Here is a 21,198-nt window from a genome sequence, read left to right on the forward strand (position 1 = left end):
GAGCCGAATGCATCGCATTCGGTTTTTTTTTACCCTTCTTTACGTAACTTTTCTTTTTATGTGCTACCAGCACGAAATTGTAACGACTATTAACTAATCCCGTTACGAGGGTCAACCAACGTGCAAAAATTCAGCAGAAACTTAATTTCTTGTTAATTCGTGCTATTTACTGGCGAGAAGTTTCTTTTATTTATACACGCATCGTGAACTTGTACACTTTTAACGCACATCGCCTCTTCCTCAGTGTTCCCTGAAAAAGTCGCCTGTTCCAGGCCAGTGGCGCTGGAAATTCAGGTATTACCCTTTATACTGCCCTATCGCCACAGAGCACGACCATTACGGGTTAAAGATATCAATGAGTCAGACTGAAACTACCGCCCCGAGCAAATTCTCCCTTCTTCCCGGGAGCATCACCCGTTTCTTTCTTCTTTTGATCGTTGTGTTATTAGTCACCCTGGGCGTGATGGTGCAGAGCGCGGTAAACGCCTGGCTGAAGGACAAGAGCTACCAGGTGGTTGATATCACTCATGCCGTCCACAAGCGCATTGATACCTGGCGCTACGCCACCTGGCAGATTTACGACAATATTGCCGCAGCGCCTGCAAGCGCATCGGGGGATGGGCTTCAGGAGACCCGGCTTAAGCAGGATGTCTACTATCTCGAAAAACCGCAGCGTAAGACTGAGGCGCTTATCTTTGGCTCTCACGACAGCGCAACGCTTGAGATGACGCAGCGTATTTCAACCTATCTGGATACCCTCTGGGGTGCCGAGACGGTGCCGTGGTCGATGTACTATCTGAACGGTCAGGACAACAGCATGATCCTGATCTCGACGCTGCCATTGAAAGATCTCTCTTCTGGTTTTAAAGAGACGACCGTTGGCGGCATTGTCGATTCCCGCCGTGCAGAAATGCTGCAGCAGGCGAATGCCCTTGATGAGCGTGAAAGTTTCTCATCGCTGCGCCGCCTGGCCTGGCAAAATGGTCACTATTTTACCCTGCGTACCACGTTCAACCAGCCGGGACATCTGGCGACGGTCGTGGCGTTTGATTTGCCTATTAATGATTTGATCCCGCCGGATATGCCGCTCGACAGCTTCCGTATGGAGCCAGACAGCAGTACCCAGAACATGCGCGCGGCGTCCGACAAAGAGGCCGCAGAGAGCGTCACCATCTCCTTTAACGGCTCGAAAATTGAAATTGCCTCGTCACTGAACTCAACCGGCATGCGCCTGGTGTGGCAGGTACCGTTTGGCACCCTGCTGCTCGATACCCTGCAAAATATTTTGCTGCCGTTGCTGCTGAATATCGGCCTGCTGGCGCTGGCCCTGTTTGGCTACAGCACCTTTCGCTTCCAGCCGGGACGTCAGAGCGACGCCTCTGCGGTCACCGCGGGCAACACGAATGAACTTCGCGTGTTACGCGCGCTCAATGAAGAGATTGTTTCCGTGCTGCCGCTGGGCGTATTAGTCCACGATCAGGAAGCGAACCGCACGGTGATGAGCAATAAAATTGCAGACCATCTGCTGCCGCATCTTAACCTGCAGAACATCACCACCATGGCGGATCAGCACCAGGGGGTTATTCAGGCCACCATCAATAATGAACTGTACGAGATCCGTCAGTTCCGCAGTCAGGTAGCCCCACGCACGCAAATCTTCATTATCCGCGACCAGGATCGCGAAGTGCTGGTGAATAAGAAACTCAAGCAGGCGCAAAGGCTGTATGAGAAGAACCAGCAGGGGCGCGCCGCCTTTATGCAGAATATTGGCGACGCCTTCAAACAGCCATTAAAAACGCTGGCAACCCAGGCGGCGGCGTTAAACACCTCTGAAAGCCACCAGCTTGCCTGCCAGGCCGACTCGCTGGTTCGTATGGTGGATGAGATCCAGTTAGCGAACATGCTGGAGAATGATTTCTGGAAAGGTACGCCTTCCCTCTTCTCCATTCAGGATCTGATCGATGAAGTGGTTCCGGAAGTCCTGCCGGTGATCAAGCGTAAAGGTCTGCAGCTGCTGATCAACAACCATTTACCGGCAAATGACGAACGCCATGGCGATCGCGAAGCGCTACGTCGCATTCTGCTGATGATTATTCAGTATGCCGTGACCACCACGCAGATCGGCAAGATCACCCTCGAAGTGAGCACCGACGAGTCGGCAGAAGATCGCCTGACGTTCCGCATTCTGGACACCGGGGAAGGCGTCACGACGAGTGAAATTGATAATCTGCACTTCCCGTTCCTGAATGACACACAAAGCGATCATTACGGTAAGGCTAACGCCCTGACCTTCTGGCTGTGCGATCAGCTGGCGCGTAAGCTCGGCGGCCACCTGAATATCAAAGCACGTGAATCGCTCGGCACCCGCTACTCTCTGCACGTGAAAATGGCCGTCAATCCGCAGGAAGAAGATGAAGAGCGCCTGCTGGATGACGTGGTGGCGATGGTGGATGTGACCTCAAACGAGATCCGCAACATCGTGGTGCGTCAGTTAGAAAACTGGGGCGCGGCCTGCATCACGCCGGATGAACGACTGGCAAGTCAAGAATTTGATCTGTTTTTAACGGATAATCCGTCTAATCTTACTGCCTCGGGCTTGCTTTTAAGCGATGATGAGTCAGGCGTGCGGAAAATCGGCCCTGGCCAGCTGCGCGTCAACTTTAATATAAGCAATGCGATGCAGGAAGCTGTACTACAACTAATAGAAGAGCAGCTGGCGCAGGATGAGATAACGGAATCCCCGTTAGGCGGCAATGAAAACGCCGAGCTTCACGCCAGCGGATACTATTCACTCTTTGTTGATACAGTACCAGATGATGTTAAGCGGTTGTATACTGAGTCCGCTGCGAATGATTTTGCAGCGCTGGCGCAGACAGCACACCGGCTTAAAGGGGTGTTTGCCATGCTTAATCTGGTTCCCGGCAAGCAGTTATGTGAAACGCTGGAACATCTAATTCGTGAGAAAGATGCCTCTGGCATTGAAAAATACATCAGCGACATTGACGACTACGTCAAAAGCTTGCTGTAGCAAGGTAGCCTTATACATGAACAATATGAACGTAATTATTGCCGATGACCATCCGATTGTACTGTTCGGTATTCGCAAATCGCTTGAACAGATCGAGTGGGTGAATGTAGTCGGTGAATTTGAAGACTCTACAGCACTGATCAATAACCTCCCAAAGCTTGATGCGCACGTGCTCATTACCGATCTCTCCATGCCTGGAGATAAGTACGGTGATGGGATTACGCTCATCAAATATATCAAACGTCACTTCCCGGACATCTCGATCATTGTTCTGACCATGAACAACAACCCGGCGATCCTGAGCGCCGTGCTGGATCTGGACATCGAAGGGATTGTGCTGAAACAAGGCGCACCGACCGATCTGCCAAAAGCGCTCGCTGCGCTGCAGAAAGGCAAGAAGTTCACGCCTGAGAGCGTCTCTCGTCTGCTGGAAAAAATCAGCGCGGGTGGCTACGGTGACAAACGTCTGTCACCGAAAGAGAGCGAAGTTCTGCGCCTGTTCGCTGAAGGTTTCCTGGTGACCGAGATTGCCAAGAAGCTGAACCGCAGTATTAAAACCATCAGCAGCCAGAAGAAATCCGCAATGATGAAGCTGGGTGTGGACAACGATATTGCCCTGCTGAACTATCTCTCCTCCGTGACGCTGAGCGCAACGGACAAGGATTGATCACCGCAGTAAATGCCGGGTGGTGTTCGCGCAAGCGAAGCGCCGCCGGGCAAATAAAAAAGGCCCGAAAGGGCCTTTTTTATATCCTCGTTTTCCTGACGCGTTCCGCATAGACCGACAAGGTCTGCTTCAGCACGTCCAGCGTGACCGGTTTCGACAGACAGCTGTCCATGCCTGACTCCAGGCATCGCTGTTTCTCTTCCGCCAGCGCGTTCGCCGTGACGCCCACCACCGGCAACGTCAGGCCAAGCTGGCGGATACGTTGCGTCAGACGGTAGCCGTCCATGTTAGGCATGTTGACGTCACTGAGAACGATATCAATATGATTTTTACTCAGCACATTCAGCGCATCCACACCGTCATTGGCCGTTTTGCACTGGTAGCCAAGCGACCCGAGCTGGTCTGCCAGCAGTCGGCGGTTAATCGGATGGTCATCCACGACCAGAATCATCATATCGTCATTCACTGACGCCAGACCTTCCGGTGACGGCAATTCACCGGCTCCGTCGTTCTCTTCCAGCTGCACTTTGTAGATGCGTGCCAGCAGGCTCAACAGCTCATGCGGCGTGGCGACACTGTGTACCCACTCTCCCGGCGCACGTTCAACCGGTATGCCAATGTGGCGACGACAGAAAAGTACCGTTCCTCTCCCCTGCCACGCCTGTTCCGGCATCTCGTCGGCGATCAGCACGTCATCCGCGTCCGGCGTCTGGTCTTCATAGCGGCACACCCTCACGCCGCTATGGGTAAGCAGCGCCGTCAGGTAATCATTCAGCGAAGCGTTATTCACCGCCAGCCAGCAGCGCTTATCGCTCAGCCCGTCAACCGTCGCTTTTGCCGGATACTGCGCCGAATAGAGCGGAATACGGATGGTGAACTGGCTACCCATGCCGGGCTCGGTATCCACCGAGATATCACCGTCCATCATGCTGACGAGCTTCTCACAAATCGCCAGCCCCAGACCGGTACCCTGGAAGTTACGCTGCACGCCGGTGCCGACCTGGAAAAACGGGTCGAACAGGCGAACCACTTCTTTCGCCGGGATGCCTACACCCGTGTCACGGACGCGAATGCTCAGGTAATCCCCCGCCCGGCAGACGTGTAACACGATACAGCCAATATCGGTGAATTTGATGGCGTTGCTAAGTAGGTTAGAGATGACCTGCTGCAGGCGCATCGGATCGCCGTGCAGCGTCAGCGGCACATCCGGTTCAATAAAGCAGTAGAGACCCAGCTGTTTACGCACCACCAGCGGCAGATAGTTGGCGCTGATGTGGTTCATCACTTCACGCGGCGAAAACTCCCGCGGTTCGATTTTCAACTGCTCAGACTCAATTTTAGAGAAATCGAGAATATCGCTGATGATTTTCAGCAGCAGGCTGGAGGAGTTGTTCATTGCCGTCACCAGCCTGTCGACCCCTTTCGGCAACTCTTTCGTCTGCAACAGGTCGAGGTTACCGATAATCCCGTACAGTGGCGTACGCAGCTCGTGGCTGACGGTGGCAAGGAACATAGATTTCGACTGGCTGGCCTGCTCCGCCGCCTGCGCCATCTCCTGCAACGACTCCTCCATCTTCACGCGTGCGGAGACATCCACCAGCACGCAAATCGCCACGTTTTCATTACGATAGCGGGAGTGAACAAAGCTGATCTGCAGGTTGGTATGGGTGCTGGTGAGCACGTCGACAAAGTTTACCTGCTGACCGCAGATGATTTGCGTCAGCCTTTGACGATCCTCATGCGTCAGCATGTTCAGATAGTTGTGCGCCAGCTCGTTACTCAGGATGTTGGTCCCGTCCTGAGTACGCAGAATACAGATCCCCACCGGTGCCGAGGCAACTATCTTACGGTTAAACTGCTCGTGCTCTTCCAGACGCTGGGCGTCGCTTTCGGCGGGAATAAAGATTCTTCGCTCATACATGCGCGCCAGCGTAAACAGCGCCCCTCCCACCAGCAGGTTGAGCAGAATCGCATTCATAATCAGAATGCGTATCCGCTCCAGCACCATATCGACCGGCAGCGAGTAGACGATACTCAGCGACGACGGTGGCAGGCTTTTTTTCAGCACCAGCTCACGAAAGCCGGAGGTGTAACCAAACCACGAGCGTTCCTGCATCCAGTGCGGATCGACGTTCAAACGGTTATCCGGCCCGGCAAGCGAGATCAGCTGATGTCCGTTTTCATCCAGAATGGTCACACCCATCGGCAGGCTGCCTGGCGTGAAGAAGTTTTCCATGCGGATGGTCTGCTCAATGCCCAGCAGCGCCTGCAGGCGGTTACCGAGGTAAACCGGCGTCAGCGCGTAGAAATAGCCCACGCCCATGCGCGGCCCCTGGCTAATCCAGAAGATGTTATTCCCGCGCTCGTCCTGCGGCGCATTGCGATATTTCACAATACGCTCATGCAGGCTTTTCAGCGCATCATCACGCTCGACGGGCACGTCGCGCAGGCCGAAGTCAGCCATGCAGAGATTTTCGCTGCCAATCAGGAAGACGCGATTGAGATCGTAGGCGGCGGAAAAATTGTCGCGCCAGTAGCGCATAAACCAGGCGAGGGATTCCAGCGACCCGCGCCAGGTGTTGCTCATGGTGGAGCAGTCGGAGTCCGGGAACAGCGGCTGGAAGTCCGGCACTTCGGTTTTGTCATTACGCCCGCGAAGCGCCAGGATGCCGTTTTCCGCCGTCAGCCGGTTTTCGGCAATATACTTCAGCTCCTTCATTACATCAGATGTTCGCTGAATGTAACGCTGGGCCTGATCGGAGCTTAAATTAAACTCCTGGCGGATCTCCGCTTCTTTCTTGTGCAGCGCGTTGACGATGTAGAACACCGACAGCAGGACCACCAGCAACCAAAGCAGGAGCGCCAGCGCCCGGAACAGATAGCGAGAAACTTTCAGCGTGGTACGAAAGGAGACGAGGTATTTCAAAGGGGCGAGGCTCCGCCGTCGGGGTCAAAAGAATGTGGTTAAGGTAGCGGTAAACGCGGCTTGCCGCAACGTTCACTTGTCTGCTTACGTAAAAGAAAAGGGCCGGAATCCGGCCCTTTTTGCGTCAGGAGACATTACTCGTCAGCGTCATCCGCTGCATCATCGTCGGTGTCCGCTTCCGGCGCGATTTCATCGTCACCTTCCGCAACGCTACCGTCGATGGAATCGAGCTCTTCGTCATCCACCGGCTCAGCCACGCGCTGCAGACCCACCACGTTTTCATCTTCCGCAGTACGGATGAGGATAACGCCCTGGGTGTTACGACCCACCACGCTGATCTCAGATACGCGTGTACGCACCAGCGTACCGGCATCAGTGATCATCATGATCTGGTCGGCATCATCGACCTGTACCGCACCCACAACGGAACCGTTGCGCTCGGTAACCTTAATAGAGATAACGCCCTGCGTGCCACGTGATTTGGTCGGGTATTCGCTTTCCGCGGTACGTTTACCGTAACCGTTCTGGGTGACGGTCAGGATTGCACCCTCGCCGCGAGGAACGATCAGGGAAACAACGGAATCTTCACCCGCCAGTTTGATACCGCGTACACCGGTCGCTGTACGACCCATTGCGCGCACGGCGTTCTCTTTGAAGCGCACCACTTTACCGGCCGCAGAGAACAGCATGACTTCATCAGAACCGGAGGTCAGATCCACACCGATCAGCTCGTCGCCTTCGTTCAGGTTCACCGCGATGATCCCGGCGGAACGTGGACGGCTGAACTCGGTCAGCGCGGTTTTCTTCACGGTACCGCTGGCGGTCGCCATAAAGACGTTCACGCCCTCTTCGTACTCGCGTACCGGCAGAATGGCGGTGATACGTTCGTTCGCTTCCAGCGGCAGCAGGTTGACGATTGGACGACCACGCGCGCCACGGCTCGCTTCAGGCAGCTGATAGACTTTCATCCAGTACAGACGGCCACGGCTGGAGAAGCAGAGGATCGTGTCGTGGGTGTTGGCCACCAGCAGACGGTCAATAAAGTCTTCTTCTTTAATACGTGCCGCAGACTTGCCCTTGCCGCCACGACGCTGTGCTTCGTAGTCGGTCAACGGCTGATACTTCACATAGCCCTGGTGAGACAGGGTGACCACCACATCTTCGCGGTTGATCAGATCTTCAATGTTGATATCTGAGCTGTTCGCGGTGATTTCGGTGCGGCGCTCGTCGCCAAACTGGTCGCGGACCAGCTCCAGCTCTTCACGGATCACTTCCATCAGGCGCTCTGCGCTGCCCAGAATGTGCAGCAGCTCGGCAATCTGCTCCAGCAGCTCTTTGTATTCGTCGAGCAGTTTTTCATGCTCAAGGCCGGTCAGTTTCTGCAGACGCAGATCCAGAATCGCCTGGGCCTGCTGTTCAGTCAGGTAGTACTGACCGTCACGTACGCCGAACTCAGGTTCCAGCCACTCAGGACGCGCCGCGTCATCACCCGCACGCTCCAGCATCGCCGCCACGTTACCCAGATCCCACGGACGGGATACCAGTCCGGCTTTTGCTTCTGCCGGGGTTGGCGCGCGACGGATCAGTTCAATGATCGGGTCGATGTTGGCCAGCGCAACCGCCAGCGCTTCAAGGATGTGCGCACGGTCGCGCGCTTTGCGCAGTTCAAAGATGGTACGGCGGGTCACCACTTCGCGGCGGTGACGCACGAACGCGCTCAGGATCTCTTTCAGGTTCATGATCTTCGGCTGACCATGGTGCAGTGCCACCATGTTGATACCGAAGGAGACCTGAAGCTGAGTCTGGGAGTACAGATTGTTCAGTACAACCTCACCCACCGCGTCGCGTTTGATCTCAATCACGATGCGCATACCGTCTTTGTCAGACTCGTCACGCAGCGCGCTGATGCCTTCAACACGTTTTTCTTTTACCAGCTCGGCGATTTTTTCAATCAGACGGGCTTTGTTCACCTGATACGGGATCTCGTGAACAATAATGGTTTCACGGCCGGTTTTAGCGTCCGCTTCAACTTCGGCGCGGGCACGGATGTAAATCTTGCCGCGACCGGTGCGGTACGCTTCTTCAATACCGCGACGACCGTTGATGATCGCCGCCGTCGGGAAGTCCGGGCCCGGGATGTGCTCCATCAGCCCTTCAATGCTGATGTCTTCATCTTCGATATAGGCCAGGCAGCCGTTGATCACTTCCGTGATGTTGTGCGGCGGAATGTTAGTTGCCATACCCACGGCGATACCGGACGAGCCGTTCACCAGCAGGTTAGGGATTTTCGTCGGCATGACGTCAGGGATTTTTTCCGTGCCGTCGTAGTTATCAACGAAATCAACCGTCTCTTTTTCCAGGTCGGCCATCAGCTCATGGGCAATCTTCGCCAGACGGATTTCCGTATAACGCATTGCCGCGGCGGAGTCGCCGTCGATAGAACCAAAGTTACCCTGACCATCTACCAGCATGTAACGCAGCGAGAATGGCTGCGCCATACGGACGATAGTGTCGTACACCGCGGAATCACCATGGGGATGGTATTTACCGATTACGTCACCAACGACACGGGCAGATTTTTTGTAGGCTTTATTCCAGTCATTGCCCAATACGTTCATGGCGTATAGTACGCGACGGTGTACCGGCTTCAGGCCATCTCGGACGTCCGGCAGCGCACGGCCAACAATGACCGACATCGCATAGTCCAGATAGGAGCTCTTCAGCTCTTCCTCGATGTTAACCGGTGTAATTTCTCTCGCAAGGTCGCTCATCTAACCGCTATCCCTCTACTGTATCCCGGATTCAAAGGTCGCAAATTATAACACAGCCGCGGTGATTGAGGTAAACCTATACGCTTTATTCATGGGGATTGCCTGATATACTCCTTTGTCTTGCTAAATAAGGAGTAAAAGCGCCCATGAATGCCGAAAAATCCCCGGTGGCTCACAACGTTGACCACGAAGAGATTGCCAAATTTGAAGCGGTGGCGTCCCGCTGGTGGGATCTCGAAGGTGAGTTCAAACCGCTGCATCGCATTAACCCGCTGCGTCTGGGCTATATCGCGGAGCGTTCCGGCGGCCTGTTCGGTAAGAAGGTGCTTGATGTCGGCTGCGGCGGCGGCATCCTGGCGGAGAGCATGGCGCGCGAAGGCGCGACGGTCACCGGTCTGGATATGGGCTTTGAACCCTTGCAGGTGGCCCGTCTCCATGCGCTGGAGTCAGGGATCCAGGTTGAATACGTGCAGGAAACCGTGGAAGAACACGCGGCAAAACATGCCCACCAGTATGATGTGGTGACCTGCATGGAGATGCTGGAACACGTTCCCGATCCGCAATCTGTGGTGAACGCCTGCGCAAAACTGGTGAAACCGGGCGGTCAGGTCTTCTTCTCAACCATCAACCGTAACGGTAAAGCCTGGCTGATGGCCGTCGTCGGCGCGGAATATGTGCTGCGCATGGTGCCAAAAGGCACGCACGACGTGAAGAAATTCATTAAGCCAGCGGAGCTGTTAAGCTGGGTTGACGAGACGTGGCTCAAAGAGCAGCACATTACCGGCCTGCACTACAATCCATTGACCGATAAATTCAAACTCGCCCCGGGCGTGGATGTTAACTATATGTTGCATACTACCGCCAAAAACGACTAACGTCATTCGTTATTCTTATAAAGATTGCGCGACATCATGTTGCGCAATTCTGCCCTCCCGTTGAAGAAATCAGCACTCGATCAAATTTTGAATTTTTTTTCTTAATTATTGACATGTCGTCCAGGCCTTACGGTACGAGGACTTAGCCTTTTTTACCCTTTCACAACCTCAATTTAACGTCAAAATCAACCCTTGTGCTGAAAAGATTCGATACTAGAATACTCACCATATAGCGTTTTTCTTATCGCAAACCCCCTATATGTAGTATTTATCCACAGAGTTAGTCACAAGACGGTTCTGTGGATAAGCGGGGGATATTTTTTATTTCACGGACAGGTAAAACCCACATGAATCAGAGTCTGCTGGTGACAAAGCGCGACGGGACGACCGAGCGTATCAATCTGGACAAAATCCATCGAGTTCTCGACTGGGCAGCAGAAGGACTGAACAACGTATCTATCTCCCAGGTTGAACTGCGTTCCCACATTCAGTTCTACGACGGCATCAAAACGTCTGATATCCACGAAACGATTATCAAAGCAGCGGCAGATCTGATCTCCCGCGACGCACCGGATTATCAGTACCTTGCTGCACGTCTGGCGATTTTCCACCTGCGTAAAAAAGCCTACGGCCAGTTTGAGCCGCCTGCGCTTTACGATCACGTGGTGAAAATGGTTGAGCTGGGCAAATACGACACGCATCTGCTGGAAGACTATACGGAAGAAGAGTTCGAGCAGATGAACGGGTTTATCGATCACTGGCGCGATATGAATTTCTCCTATGCGGCGGTGAAGCAGCTCGAAGGCAAATACCTGGTTCAGAACCGCGTTACCGGTGAGATCTACGAAAGCGCCCAGTTCCTCTATATTCTGGTGGCCGCCTGCCTGTTCTCAAACTACCCGCGTGACACCCGTCTGGATTACGTGAAGCGTTTCTACGATGCGGTATCGACGTTCAAGATTTCTCTGCCAACGCCAATCATGTCTGGCGTGCGTACCCCTACCCGTCAGTTCAGCTCCTGCGTACTGATCGAGTGTGGCGACAGCCTGGATTCCATCAATGCGACCTCCAGCGCCATTGTGAAATACGTCTCCCAGCGCGCCGGTATCGGCATCAACGCCGGTCGTATCCGTGCACTGGGCAGCCCGATTCGCGGCGGTGAAGCGTTCCACACCGGCTGTATCCCGTTCTACAAGCACTTCCAGACGGCAGTGAAATCCTGCTCTCAGGGCGGCGTGCGCGGCGGTGCTGCGACCCTGTTCTACCCAATGTGGCACCTGGAAGTGGAAAGCCTGCTGGTGCTGAAAAACAACCGTGGCGTGGAAGGCAACCGCGTGCGTCACATGGACTACGGCGTACAGATCAACAAACTGATGTACACCCGTCTGCTGAAAGGGGAAGACATTACCCTGTTCAGCCCGTCCGACGTCCCGGGCCTGTACGACGCGTTCTTCGCCGATCAGGACGAGTTCGAGCGTCTGTACACCAAATATGAAAAAGACGACAGCATCCGCAAGCAGCGCGTGAAGGCGGTCGACCTGTTCTCCCTGATGATGCAGGAGCGTGCCTCTACCGGCCGTATCTACATCCAGAACGTTGACCACTGCAACACCCATAGCCCGTTTGATCCGGTGGTTGCGCCAGTACGCCAGTCTAACCTGTGCCTTGAGATCGCCCTGCCGACCAAGCCGCTGGAAGACGTGAACGACGAAAATGGCGAAATTGCGCTGTGTACGCTGTCTGCGTTCAACCTGGGTGCAATTAAAAGCCTGGACGAGCTGGAAGAGCTGGCCGTGCTGGCGGTTCGCGCGCTCGACGCCCTGCTGGACTACCAGGATTACCCAATTCCGGCCGCTAAACGTGGCGCGATGGGTCGTCGTACCCTGGGTATCGGCGTGATTAACTTCGCCTACTGGCTGGCGAAAAACGGTAAGCGTTACTCCGACGGCAGCGCCAATAACCTGACGCACCAGACGTTCGAAGCCATTCAGTATTACCTGATGAAAGCGTCTAACGAACTGGCGAAAGAGCAAGGCGCATGCCCGTGGTTCAACGAAACCACCTATGCAAAAGGCATTCTGCCGATCGACACCTACAAGAAAGACCTGGATGCGATCGTCAGCGAGCCGCTGCACCTTGACTGGGAAGGCCTGCGCGAGTCCATCAAGACTCACGGTCTGCGCAACTCCACGCTCTCTGCCCTGATGCCGTCTGAGACCTCTTCGCAGATCTCCAACGCCACTAACGGTATTGAGCCGCCGCGCGGCCACGTCAGCATTAAAGCGTCGAAAGACGGCGTGCTGCGTCAGGTGGTACCGGACTATGAAACACTCGGGAACAACTACGAGCTGCTGTGGGAAATGCCAAACAACGACGGCTACCTGCAGCTGGTGGGTATCATGCAGAAGTTTATCGACCAGTCGATCTCTGCCAATACCAACTATGACCCGACGCGTTTCCCGTCTGGCAAGGTACCAATGCAGCAGCTGTTGAAAGACCTGCTGACCGCCTACAAATTTGGCGTGAAAACGCTGTACTATCACAACACCCGTGACGGTGCAGAAGACGCGCAGGACGACATGGTACCGTCAATTCAGGACGATGGCTGCGAAAGCGGCGCATGTAAGATCTAAGCACTTCGCCGGGTGGCGCTACGCTTACCCGGCCTACGGTTTTGTAGGCCCGGCAAACGCAGTGTTGCCGGGCAATAAAATCTCAACAGGACTCACCGCAATGGCATACACCACATTTTCACAGACGAAAAACGACCAGCTCAAAGAGCCGATGTTCTTTGGCCAGCCGGTCAACGTGGCACGCTACGATCAGCAAAAATATGACATCTTCGAAAAGCTGATTGAAAAGCAACTCTCCTTCTTCTGGCGTCCGGAAGAAGTAGACGTCTCCCGCGATCGCATTGATTACCAGTCGCTGCCGGATCACGAAAAGCATATCTTCATCAGCAACCTGAAGTACCAGACGCTGCTGGATTCCATTCAGGGCCGTAGCCCGAACGTGGCACTGCTGCCGCTGATTTCCATTCCCGAGCTGGAAACCTGGGTGGAAACCTGGGCGTTCTCCGAGACGATTCACTCCCGCTCTTATACACACATCATCCGCAACATCGTGAACGATCCGGCGGTGGTGTTTGACGATATCGTCACCAACGAGCAGATCCAGAAGCGTGCGGAAGGCATTGCGCACTATTACGACGAACTGATCGAGATGACCAGCTACTGGCACCTGCTGGGCGAGGGTACGCATAACGTGAACGGTAAAACCGTTACCGTGAACCTGCGCGCGCTGAAAAAACAGCTGTACCTGTGCCTGATGAGCGTCAACGCGCTGGAAGCGATCCGCTTCTACGTGAGCTTCGCCTGCTCCTTCGCCTTTGCCGAGCGCAAGCTAATGGAAGGCAACGCCAAAATCATCCGTCTGATCGCCCGTGACGAAGCCCTGCACCTGACCGGCACCCAGCACATGCTGAACCTGCTGCGCAGCGGTACGGATGACCCGGAGATGGCGGAAATCGCCGAAGAGTGCAAGCAGGAGTGCTATGATCTGTTCGTGCTGGCGGCTCAGCAGGAGAAAGAGTGGGCAGACTACCTGTTCCGCGACGGTTCCATGATTGGCCTGAACAAAGACATTCTCTGCCAGTACGTTGAGTACATCACCAACATCCGTATGCAGGCTGTCGGTCTCGACCTGCCGTTCCAGACGCGTTCTAACCCAATCCCGTGGATCAACACCTGGCTGGTGTCCGATAACGTGCAGGTTGCGCCTCAGGAAGTGGAGGTGAGTTCTTACCTGGTCGGTCAGATTGATTCTGAAGTCAACACTGACGACCTGAGCGACTTCCAGCTCTGATGTCACGCGTCACGTTAAGTCTTTCCGGCACTGAGGTGCTGTGTCGGGAGGAGCACCCTTCTCTGCTGGTGGCGCTTGAGGCGCATCAGGTAGAAGTAGAGTACCAGTGTCGTTCCGGCTATTGCGGCTCCTGCCGCTGCCGTCTGGTCGCCGGCCAGGTGGACTGGCTGACTGAACCGCTGGCCTTTATCAACGAAGGGGAAATTTTGCCCTGCTGCTGCCGGGCAAAAGGCGATATTGAGATCGAGATGTGATTGCCCTGGTTCCCTCTCCCTGTGGGAGAGGGTTAGGGTGAGGGCATCAGGCCGCAGAGCCTGATTGTCGGGTGGCGGCTTCGCCTTACCCGACCTGCCAAACCTACTTCCGGTGAATGAATTCGACCGCTTTATCCGGGAAATCCGTAAACAACCCGTCCACGCTCGCCTGGTTATACAACACCTCATAAAGCTGATTCACGTCCGTGGCATACGGCGGCAGCTGGTCTGCACGCACGGTATACGGATGGACCTGCATCTTGCTGGCATGCGCCTCTTTCACCATCGCCGTCAGCTTCACGTGACCCGGCGTGGAGCCTTCTGCCACCAGCATGTGGTAATCCGGTCCGATGCCGTCAGCGTACTGCGCAATCTGCTTCATCGCGCCCGGCTTAAACATCCAGTCGTAGTTGTAGTTCACCCACTTCCCGTCCGGCTGTTTCTCCTGGGTTTCATTCCAGTCGGTGTAGGCAATCAACTGCACCAGATTGAGATCCATCCCCATCTTCGGCTCCAGCTCGGTTTTAATGCGCTTCAGCTCGGCGGCGTCAAAACACTGCAGGTAAACTTTGTCCTTCTTGCTGGTGTAGCCGTACTGCTTCAGGACCTCCAGGGTTTTCGCGGCAATATCCTTCCCTTCCTGATGATGGAACCACGGCGCTTTGATTTCCGGGTAGATACCGATATTTTTACCGGTCGAGTGGTTCAGCCCCTGAACAAACTCTATCTCCTCCTGGAAGGTGTGAATACGGAAGTCAGATTTGCCCATCGGGAAACGTCCCGGATAGACCTGTACCTTCTTGCCGTTTTCAATCTCGAACCCTTCGGTAAACTTCAGGGAGCGGATCTCCGCCAGGGTGAAATCAATGGCGTAGAAACGGCCATCTTTACGCGCGCGGTCCGGGAAACGCTCCGCCACGTCCGTTACGCGGTCAAGATAGTGATCATGCAGGACGACCAGCTGGTCGTCCTTCGTCATCACCAGATCCTGCTCCAGATAATCCGCGCCCTGCGCATAGGCCATTGCTTTCGCCGCCAACGTATGCTCCGGCAGATAGCCGCTCGCGCCGCGGTGGGCAATCACGATTTTATCCGCCGCCAGCGCGGAGCCTGTCATCAGGCCCGCCAGCAGCAGACCGGTGGTTAAATGAGATAATTTCATGGTCATGTTCCTTATTGACGACGCGCCAGCACTTCCGCGTGGTGACGTTTCTCACCGATCATCACGACAATCAACAGCAGTACCGCCAGCACGCTACCGCCAATCATCACCATAAAGCCGCCGTCCCAACCGAAGAAGTCAACGGTGTAGCCCACGATGGCGCTCGCCGCGACCGAACCGCCCAGGTAGCCGAACAGACCGGTAAAGCCTGCCGCCGTGCCCGCCGCTTTTTTCGGTGCCAGTTCCAGGGCATGCAGGCCAATCAGCATGACCGGGCCATAAATCAGGAAGCCGATGACGATCATACAGGCCATGTCTACGCCCGGGTTGCCCGGCGGGTTGAGCCAGTACACCACGGTGGCGATGGTCACCAGGGTCATGAAGAACACGCCTGTTGCACCACGGTTACCTTTAAACACTTTGTCCGACATCCAGCCGCAGATCAGCGTGCCCGGGATCCCCGCGTATTCATACAGGAAGTAGGCCCAGGAGGATTTATCCAGCGCGAAGTGTTTCACCTCTTTCAGGTAGGTCGGTGACCAGTCCAGAATGCCGTAACGCAGCAGATAAACGAACACGTTGGCCACCGCGATGTACCACAGCAGTTTGTTAGGCAGCACGTACTTCATGAAGATCTGCTTCGCGGTCAGCTCTTCTTCGTGCTTCTCGCTGTAATCATCCGGATAGTCGTCTTTATACTCTTCAATCGGCGGCAGGCCGCAGGATTGCGGCGTATCGCGCATCAGCGCGAAGGCAATAATCGCCACCAGAATGGCGCCAAACGCAGGCATGTAGAGCGCAGCGTGCCAGTCGTTAAACCAGGCCATCCCCAGCAGGAACAGCAGCGGCGGAATACCGCCACCCACGTTATGCGCGCAGTTCCACACCGACACAATGCCGCCGCGCTCTTTCTGCGACCACCAGTGCACCATGGTACGTCCGCATGGCGGCCATCCCATCCCCTGGAACCAGCCACAGAGGAACAGCAGCACGAACATAACGGCAATGCTGGAGGTTGCCCACGGCACAAAACCCATGAACAACATCACTGCAGCCGCCAGAATCAGACCGGCGGGCAGAAACACGCGCGGATTCGAGCGATCCGACACGGACCCCATAATGAACTTGGAAAAACCATACGCGATAGAGATCCCCGACAGCGCGAACCCCAGATCGCCGCGTGAAAAGCCCTGCTCCACCAGATACGGCATGGCGAGCGCAAAGTTTTTACGCACCAGATAGTACGCCGCGTACCCGAAGAAGATCCCCAGGAAAATTTGCCAACGCAGACGACGGTATAGCGGATCAATCTCTGCCTCTGGCAGACGCGCCCGATGCGGCGCGGGTTTGAAAATACTGAGCATGACAGCCTCCGTGGCCTTGAATTGAATGAGCAGGTGGCTCGCACCTGAATTCCAGAGCCGGGGATGTTAAGAAATCATGGTGATTGTTACTGTGAATCAACGCACAGATTGTTACAGAAATATGACATAATGCGCAAAAAAGCGCATTAAATCACGTTTCACTTTCGAATTTCGCGCGTTTATGTTCGAAATCAAACAAACCACAGTTTTCATGTGGCTAAATGATAAAAAAACGAACATTGAGGGAAGACAATGACAATTCACGATCCTCGCTACAGCGATGTGATTATCATTGGCGGAGGTGCCACCGGCGCCGGTATCGCTCGCGATTGCGCCCTTCGCGGATTAAGCGTCACGCTTCTGGAACGCCACGATATTGCCACGGGCGCGACCGGGCGTAACCACGGTCTGCTTCACAGCGGTGCACGATACGCCGTCACTGACGGCGAGTCGGCACGGGAATGTATTGCGGAAAACCAGATCCTCAAGCGTATCGCCCGCCACTGCATTGAACCGACCGATGGCCTCTTTATCACCCTTCCCGAAGATGACCTCGCCTTTCAGGAAACCTTTATCACCGCCTGTAACGCAGCAGGTATTCAGGCGGAGGCCATGGATCCGGCGCGGGCACGGCAGCTGGAACCGTCAGTCAACCCGGCGCTTATTGGCGCAGTGAAAGTCCCGGATGGCACCGTCGATCCGTTCCGCCTGACCGCCGCCAATATGCTGGATGCCCGGGAACATGGGGCGCGCATTCTGACCGGACATGAAGTGACCGGACTTATCCGCGAAGGCCATCGCGTCTGCGGCGTGCGGGTGTTTGATACGCAATACCACGAACACAGCGAGCTGTTTGCCTCCGTCGTCATTAATGCCGCGGGGATCTGGGGGCAGCGCATTGCAGAATACGCTGACCTGTCGGTGCGCATGTTCCCGGCGAAAGGCTCGCTGCTGATCCTCGACCATCGCATCAATAACCATGTGATCAACCGCTGCCGCAAACCGTCTGATGCCGATATCCTCGTGCCGGGCGATACCATTTCGCTGATTGGTACGACCTCAACCCACGTCGACTACAGCGACATTGACTACAACCGCGTGACCGCCGAAGAGGTGGATATCCTGCTGCGTGAAGGCGAGAAACTGGCCCCGGTGATGGCCCAGACGCGTATTCTGCGTGCCTACGCGGGCGTGCGTCCTCTTGTCGCCAGCGATAACGATCCTGGCGGACGTAACGTTAGCCGGGGCATCGTGCTGCTCGACCACGCCGAACGCGACGGCATGGACGGATTTATCACCATTACAGGCGGCAAACTAATGACCTACCGCCTGATGGCCGAATGGGCCACCGATGCAGTCTGCCGCAAGCTGGGGAATACCGAGCCGTGCGTGACGGCAGAACAACCGCTGCCGGGATCGCGTCAGTCCACCGAAAAAACGTTGCAAAAAATCATCTCCCTGCCCGCCCCGCTGCGCGGTTCCGCGATTTACCGCCACGGGGACAGAACGCCGGTCTGGCTCGGCGAAGGTCGGCTGAGCCGCAGCCTGGTGTGCGAGTGCGAAGCCGTCACCGCGGGCGAGGTGCAATACGCGGTGGAGAACCTGACGGTCAAGAGCCTGCTCGATCTCCGCCGTCGCACCCGCGTCGGCATGGGAACCTGCCAGGGTGAATTGTGCGCCTGCCGTGCGGCGGGTCTGCTGCAGCGTTTTCATACCACGACTGCCACCCAGTCGCTCGATCAGCTCAGCGCCTTTTTAAACGAGCGCTGGAAAGGCATTCAGCCTATCGCCTGGGGCGATGCCCTGCGTGAGAGCGAGTTTACCCGCTGGGTCTACCAGGGGCTTTGCGGTCTTGAGAAGGAGCAACACGATGAAATTTGATACCGTGATTGTCGGCGGCGGGCTGGCGGGCTTGCTCTGTGGCATCAAGCTCACGAAGCAGGGGCTGCGCTGCGCCATTATCACCCGGGGCCAGAGTGCCCTGCACTTCTCGTCGGGATCGCTGGATCTGGTGGACGACACGTACCGCGACAAACTGCCGCCGGAGCACCCGTATCATCGGGTTGGCGCGCAGCATATTGACCGCTTTGCGCTGGAAACCGAAGCGCTGCTGGCTGACTGCGGTGCGCATCTGAAGGGGAGCGCCAGGCAAAATCATCAACGCATCACGCCGCTTGGCACCCTGCGTTCCGCGTGGCTCAGCCCGGAGGAGGTCCCCGTTGCCCCTGTGAGCACAGGACGGGTACGGGTCGTGGGTATTAGCGGCTTTCTGGATTTTCAGCCCCATCTTGCGGCGGCGTCACTGTGTCGCCAGGGCGTGAACGCCGAGACGGCAGAGATAGAACTGCCTGAACTGGATGTCCTGCGCGAAAACCCGAGCGAGTTTCGCGCGGTGAATATCGCCCGCTTTCTGGATAACGAAGACAGATGGCCGCTGCTGTATGAGGCGCTCAGACCGCTCGGTGAAACCTGCGATACGCTGTTGATGCCTGCCTGCTTTGGACTCAGCGATAACCGCCTGTGGCGCTGGCTGTCGGACCGTCTGCCCTGCTCGCTCGGCCTGCTGCCAACGCTTCCCCCTTCCGTGCCCGGCATTCGCCTGCATACCCAGCTCCAGCGCCAGTTTGTGGCGCAGGGCGGCGTGTGGATGGCGGGTGACGAGGTGAAAAAAATCACCCTGAGGGACGGCGCGGTGAGCGAAATCTGGACCCGCAACCACGGTGATATTCCGCTTCGCGCCCGCTATACGGTGCTGGCAAGCGGCAGTTTCTTCAGCAACGGGCTGCTGAGCAGCCGGGAGGGCATCCGGGAAGCCATTATGGGGCTTGATGTCCGGCAAGGCGCCTCCCGCGCGGACTGGTATCAGAGTGATTTCTTCTCGCCGCAGCCCTGGCAACAGTTCGGCGTGATGGTTGATAACCAGCTGCACCCGCAACTGTCCGGTAAGCCCGTCAGGAATCTCTTTGCCATTGGCTCGCTGTTGGGCGGGTACGATCCCATAACTCAGGGGTGCGGTGGCGGGGTCTGCGCCGTCACGGCGCTGTATGTGGCAGAGCAGATTAGCCAGCGCGCGGAGGCGGAACAATGAACGATACCCGTTTTGAAAGCTGCATTAAATGCACGGTCTGCACGACCGTCTGCCCGGTCAGCGGCGTGAACCCGCGCTATCCCGGACCGAAACAGGCCGGGCCTGACGGCGAGCGTCTGCGTCTGAAGGACGGTAAGCTGTACGACGAGGCGCTGAAATACTGTATCAACTGCAAACGCTGTGAAGTCGCCTGCCCGTCGGATGTTAAAATCGGCGATATCATCCAGCGCGCCCGGGCGCGCTACGGCACACAAAAGCCGTCCCTGCGCGATGCCATCCTCAGCCATACCGACCTGATGGGCAGCGTCTCAACGCCGTTTTCCCCGCTGGTCAATGCCGCGACCTCGCTCAAGCCGGTGCGCCAGCTGCTGGATGCCACGCTGAAGATAGACCATCACCGCAGCCTGCCGAAATATTCTCACGGCACCTTCCGCCGCTGGTACAAATCCGTCGCGGCGGAGCAGGCGCAGTACGCCGACCAGGTGGCCTTTTTCCACGGCTGCTATGTGAATTACAACCACCCGCAGCTGGGCAAAGATCTGCTGAAGGTGCTAAACGCCATGGGAACGGGCGTTCAGCTACTGAACAAAGAGAAGTGCTGCGGCGTACCGCTGATCGCCAACGGGTTTACCGATAAAGCGCGCAGGCAGGCTCAGAGCAATGTCACGTCACTGCGCGAAGCGATTGTCGATAAAGGTATTCCGGTGCTGGCGACCTCGTCCACCTGTACCTTCACCCTGCGCGATGAGTACCCGCATCTGCTGGACGTGGATAATACCGGCCTGCGCGAGTACATCGAGCTGGCGACACGCTTCCTGTGGCGCAAGCTGGACAGCGGGCAGACGTTGCCGCTGGGGGAATTGCCCCTGAAAGTGGTGTATCACACCCCGTGTCATATGGAGAAAATGGGCTGGTCGCTCTATACGCTTGAGCTGCTGCGGTTAATTCCCGGACTTGAGCTGACGGTGCTGGATTCGCGCTGCTGCGGGATTGCGGGAACCTACGGCTTTAAGCGCGAAAACTACGCAACCTCCCAGGCGATTGGCGCCCCGCTGTTCCGCCAGATCGAAGAGAGCGGCGCGGATATCGTGGTGACCGACTGCGAAACCTGTAAATGGCAGATTGAGATGTCCACCAGCAAGCGCTGTGAGCATCCGATTACCCTGTTGGCGAACGCGCTGGGCTGAACATGGCCGGGG

The 21,198-nt window shown here is 56.1% G+C and carries 13 protein-coding genes; 9 read left to right on the forward strand and 4 right to left on the reverse strand.

Features of this window, described 5'->3' with window-relative positions:
- Window positions 1-355: 355 nt before the first annotated feature.
- Entirely contained in the window at window positions 356-3,028 is a 2,673-nt protein-coding gene (gene rcsD, locus L383_RS12605) for a phosphotransferase RcsD (RefSeq protein WP_014884607.1), read from the forward strand.
- A gap of 16 nt (window positions 3,029-3,044) precedes the next feature.
- The gene (rcsB, locus tag L383_RS12600; protein ID WP_003859405.1) at window positions 3,045-3,695 is read left to right on the forward strand and encodes a response regulator transcription factor RcsB; all 651 of its coding nucleotides are present in this window, start codon (window positions 3,045-3,047) and stop codon (window positions 3,693-3,695) included.
- Between the two features lie 79 nt (window positions 3,696-3,774).
- On the opposite strand, the gene rcsC is transcribed toward rcsB, so the two are convergent.
- Together rcsC and gyrA are read right to left on the reverse strand one after the other, a co-directional pair.
- Window positions 3,775-6,621, reverse strand: coding sequence for a two-component system sensor histidine kinase RcsC (gene rcsC, locus L383_RS12595; RefSeq protein ID WP_023330948.1), 2,847 nt, complete (start codon window positions 6,619-6,621; stop codon window positions 3,775-3,777).
- A 134-nt stretch (window positions 6,622-6,755) separates the two neighbouring features.
- A complete protein-coding gene (gene gyrA / locus L383_RS12590; protein ID WP_014884608.1) occupies window positions 6,756-9,392 on the reverse strand; it encodes a DNA topoisomerase (ATP-hydrolyzing) subunit A in 2,637 nt (878 codons plus the stop codon).
- A gap of 146 nt (window positions 9,393-9,538) precedes the next feature.
- On the opposite strand from gyrA, the gene ubiG reads away from it, so the two are divergent.
- The 4 genes from ubiG (at window position 9,539) to yfaE (ending at window position 14,385) form a co-directional block, all read left to right on the forward strand.
- Window positions 9,539-10,267, forward strand: coding sequence for a bifunctional 2-polyprenyl-6-hydroxyphenol methylase/3-demethylubiquinol 3-O-methyltransferase UbiG (gene ubiG / locus L383_RS12585; RefSeq protein WP_023330949.1), 729 nt, complete (start codon window positions 9,539-9,541; stop codon window positions 10,265-10,267).
- A gap of 347 nt (window positions 10,268-10,614) precedes the next feature.
- Complete coding sequence (nrdA, locus tag L383_RS12580; protein ID WP_014884610.1) at window positions 10,615-12,900, forward strand: class 1a ribonucleoside-diphosphate reductase subunit alpha; 2,286 nt, start codon at window positions 10,615-10,617, stop codon at window positions 12,898-12,900.
- Between the two features lie 100 nt (window positions 12,901-13,000).
- Window positions 13,001-14,131: a class Ia ribonucleoside-diphosphate reductase subunit beta gene (gene nrdB, locus L383_RS12575; RefSeq protein ID WP_014884611.1), complete on the forward strand. Its 1,131-nt coding sequence runs from the start codon at window positions 13,001-13,003 to the stop codon at window positions 14,129-14,131.
- Window positions 14,131-14,385: a class I ribonucleotide reductase maintenance protein YfaE gene (yfaE, locus tag L383_RS12570; RefSeq protein ID WP_008500234.1), complete on the forward strand. Its 255-nt coding sequence runs from the start codon at window positions 14,131-14,133 to the stop codon at window positions 14,383-14,385. Before nrdB ends, yfaE begins: the two co-directional genes overlap by 1 nt.
- Window positions 14,386-14,488: 103 nt before the next feature.
- Here the strand turns inward: yfaE and glpQ are convergent, their stop codons facing one another.
- Window positions 14,489-15,547 carry a glycerophosphodiester phosphodiesterase gene (gene glpQ / locus L383_RS12565; RefSeq protein ID WP_023330950.1) on the reverse strand — a complete coding sequence of 353 codons (1,059 nt, stop codon included), beginning with the start codon at window positions 15,545-15,547 and terminating at the stop codon, window positions 14,489-14,491.
- An 11-nt stretch (window positions 15,548-15,558) separates the two neighbouring features.
- The gene (gene glpT / locus L383_RS12560) at window positions 15,559-16,911 is read right to left on the reverse strand and encodes a glycerol-3-phosphate transporter (protein ID WP_014884613.1); all 1,353 of its coding nucleotides are present in this window, start codon (window positions 16,909-16,911) and stop codon (window positions 15,559-15,561) included.
- Between the two features lie 252 nt (window positions 16,912-17,163).
- Here glpT and glpA point away from each other — a divergent pair, with 252 nt between their 5' ends.
- Genes glpA through glpC form a run of 3 tightly spaced genes read left to right on the forward strand, consistent with a single transcriptional unit; the run spans window position 17,164 to window position 21,186 of the window.
- Window positions 17,164-18,792 carry an anaerobic glycerol-3-phosphate dehydrogenase subunit A gene (glpA, locus tag L383_RS12555; protein ID WP_023330951.1) on the forward strand — a complete coding sequence of 543 codons (1,629 nt, stop codon included), beginning with the start codon at window positions 17,164-17,166 and terminating at the stop codon, window positions 18,790-18,792.
- Entirely contained in the window at window positions 18,782-19,999 is a 1,218-nt protein-coding gene (glpB, locus tag L383_RS12550) for a glycerol-3-phosphate dehydrogenase subunit GlpB (protein WP_023330952.1), read from the forward strand. Before glpA ends, glpB begins: the two co-directional genes overlap by 11 nt.
- Entirely contained in the window at window positions 19,996-21,186 is a 1,191-nt protein-coding gene (glpC, locus tag L383_RS12545) for an anaerobic glycerol-3-phosphate dehydrogenase subunit GlpC (RefSeq protein ID WP_023330953.1), read from the forward strand. The genes glpB and glpC overlap by 4 nt, the downstream gene beginning before the upstream one ends.
- Window positions 21,187-21,198: the final 12 nt, after the last annotated feature.

Source organism: Enterobacter sp. MGH 37, from assembly GCF_000534515.1.
Taxonomy (GTDB): Bacteria; Pseudomonadota; Gammaproteobacteria; order Enterobacterales; family Enterobacteriaceae; genus Enterobacter; species Enterobacter kobei.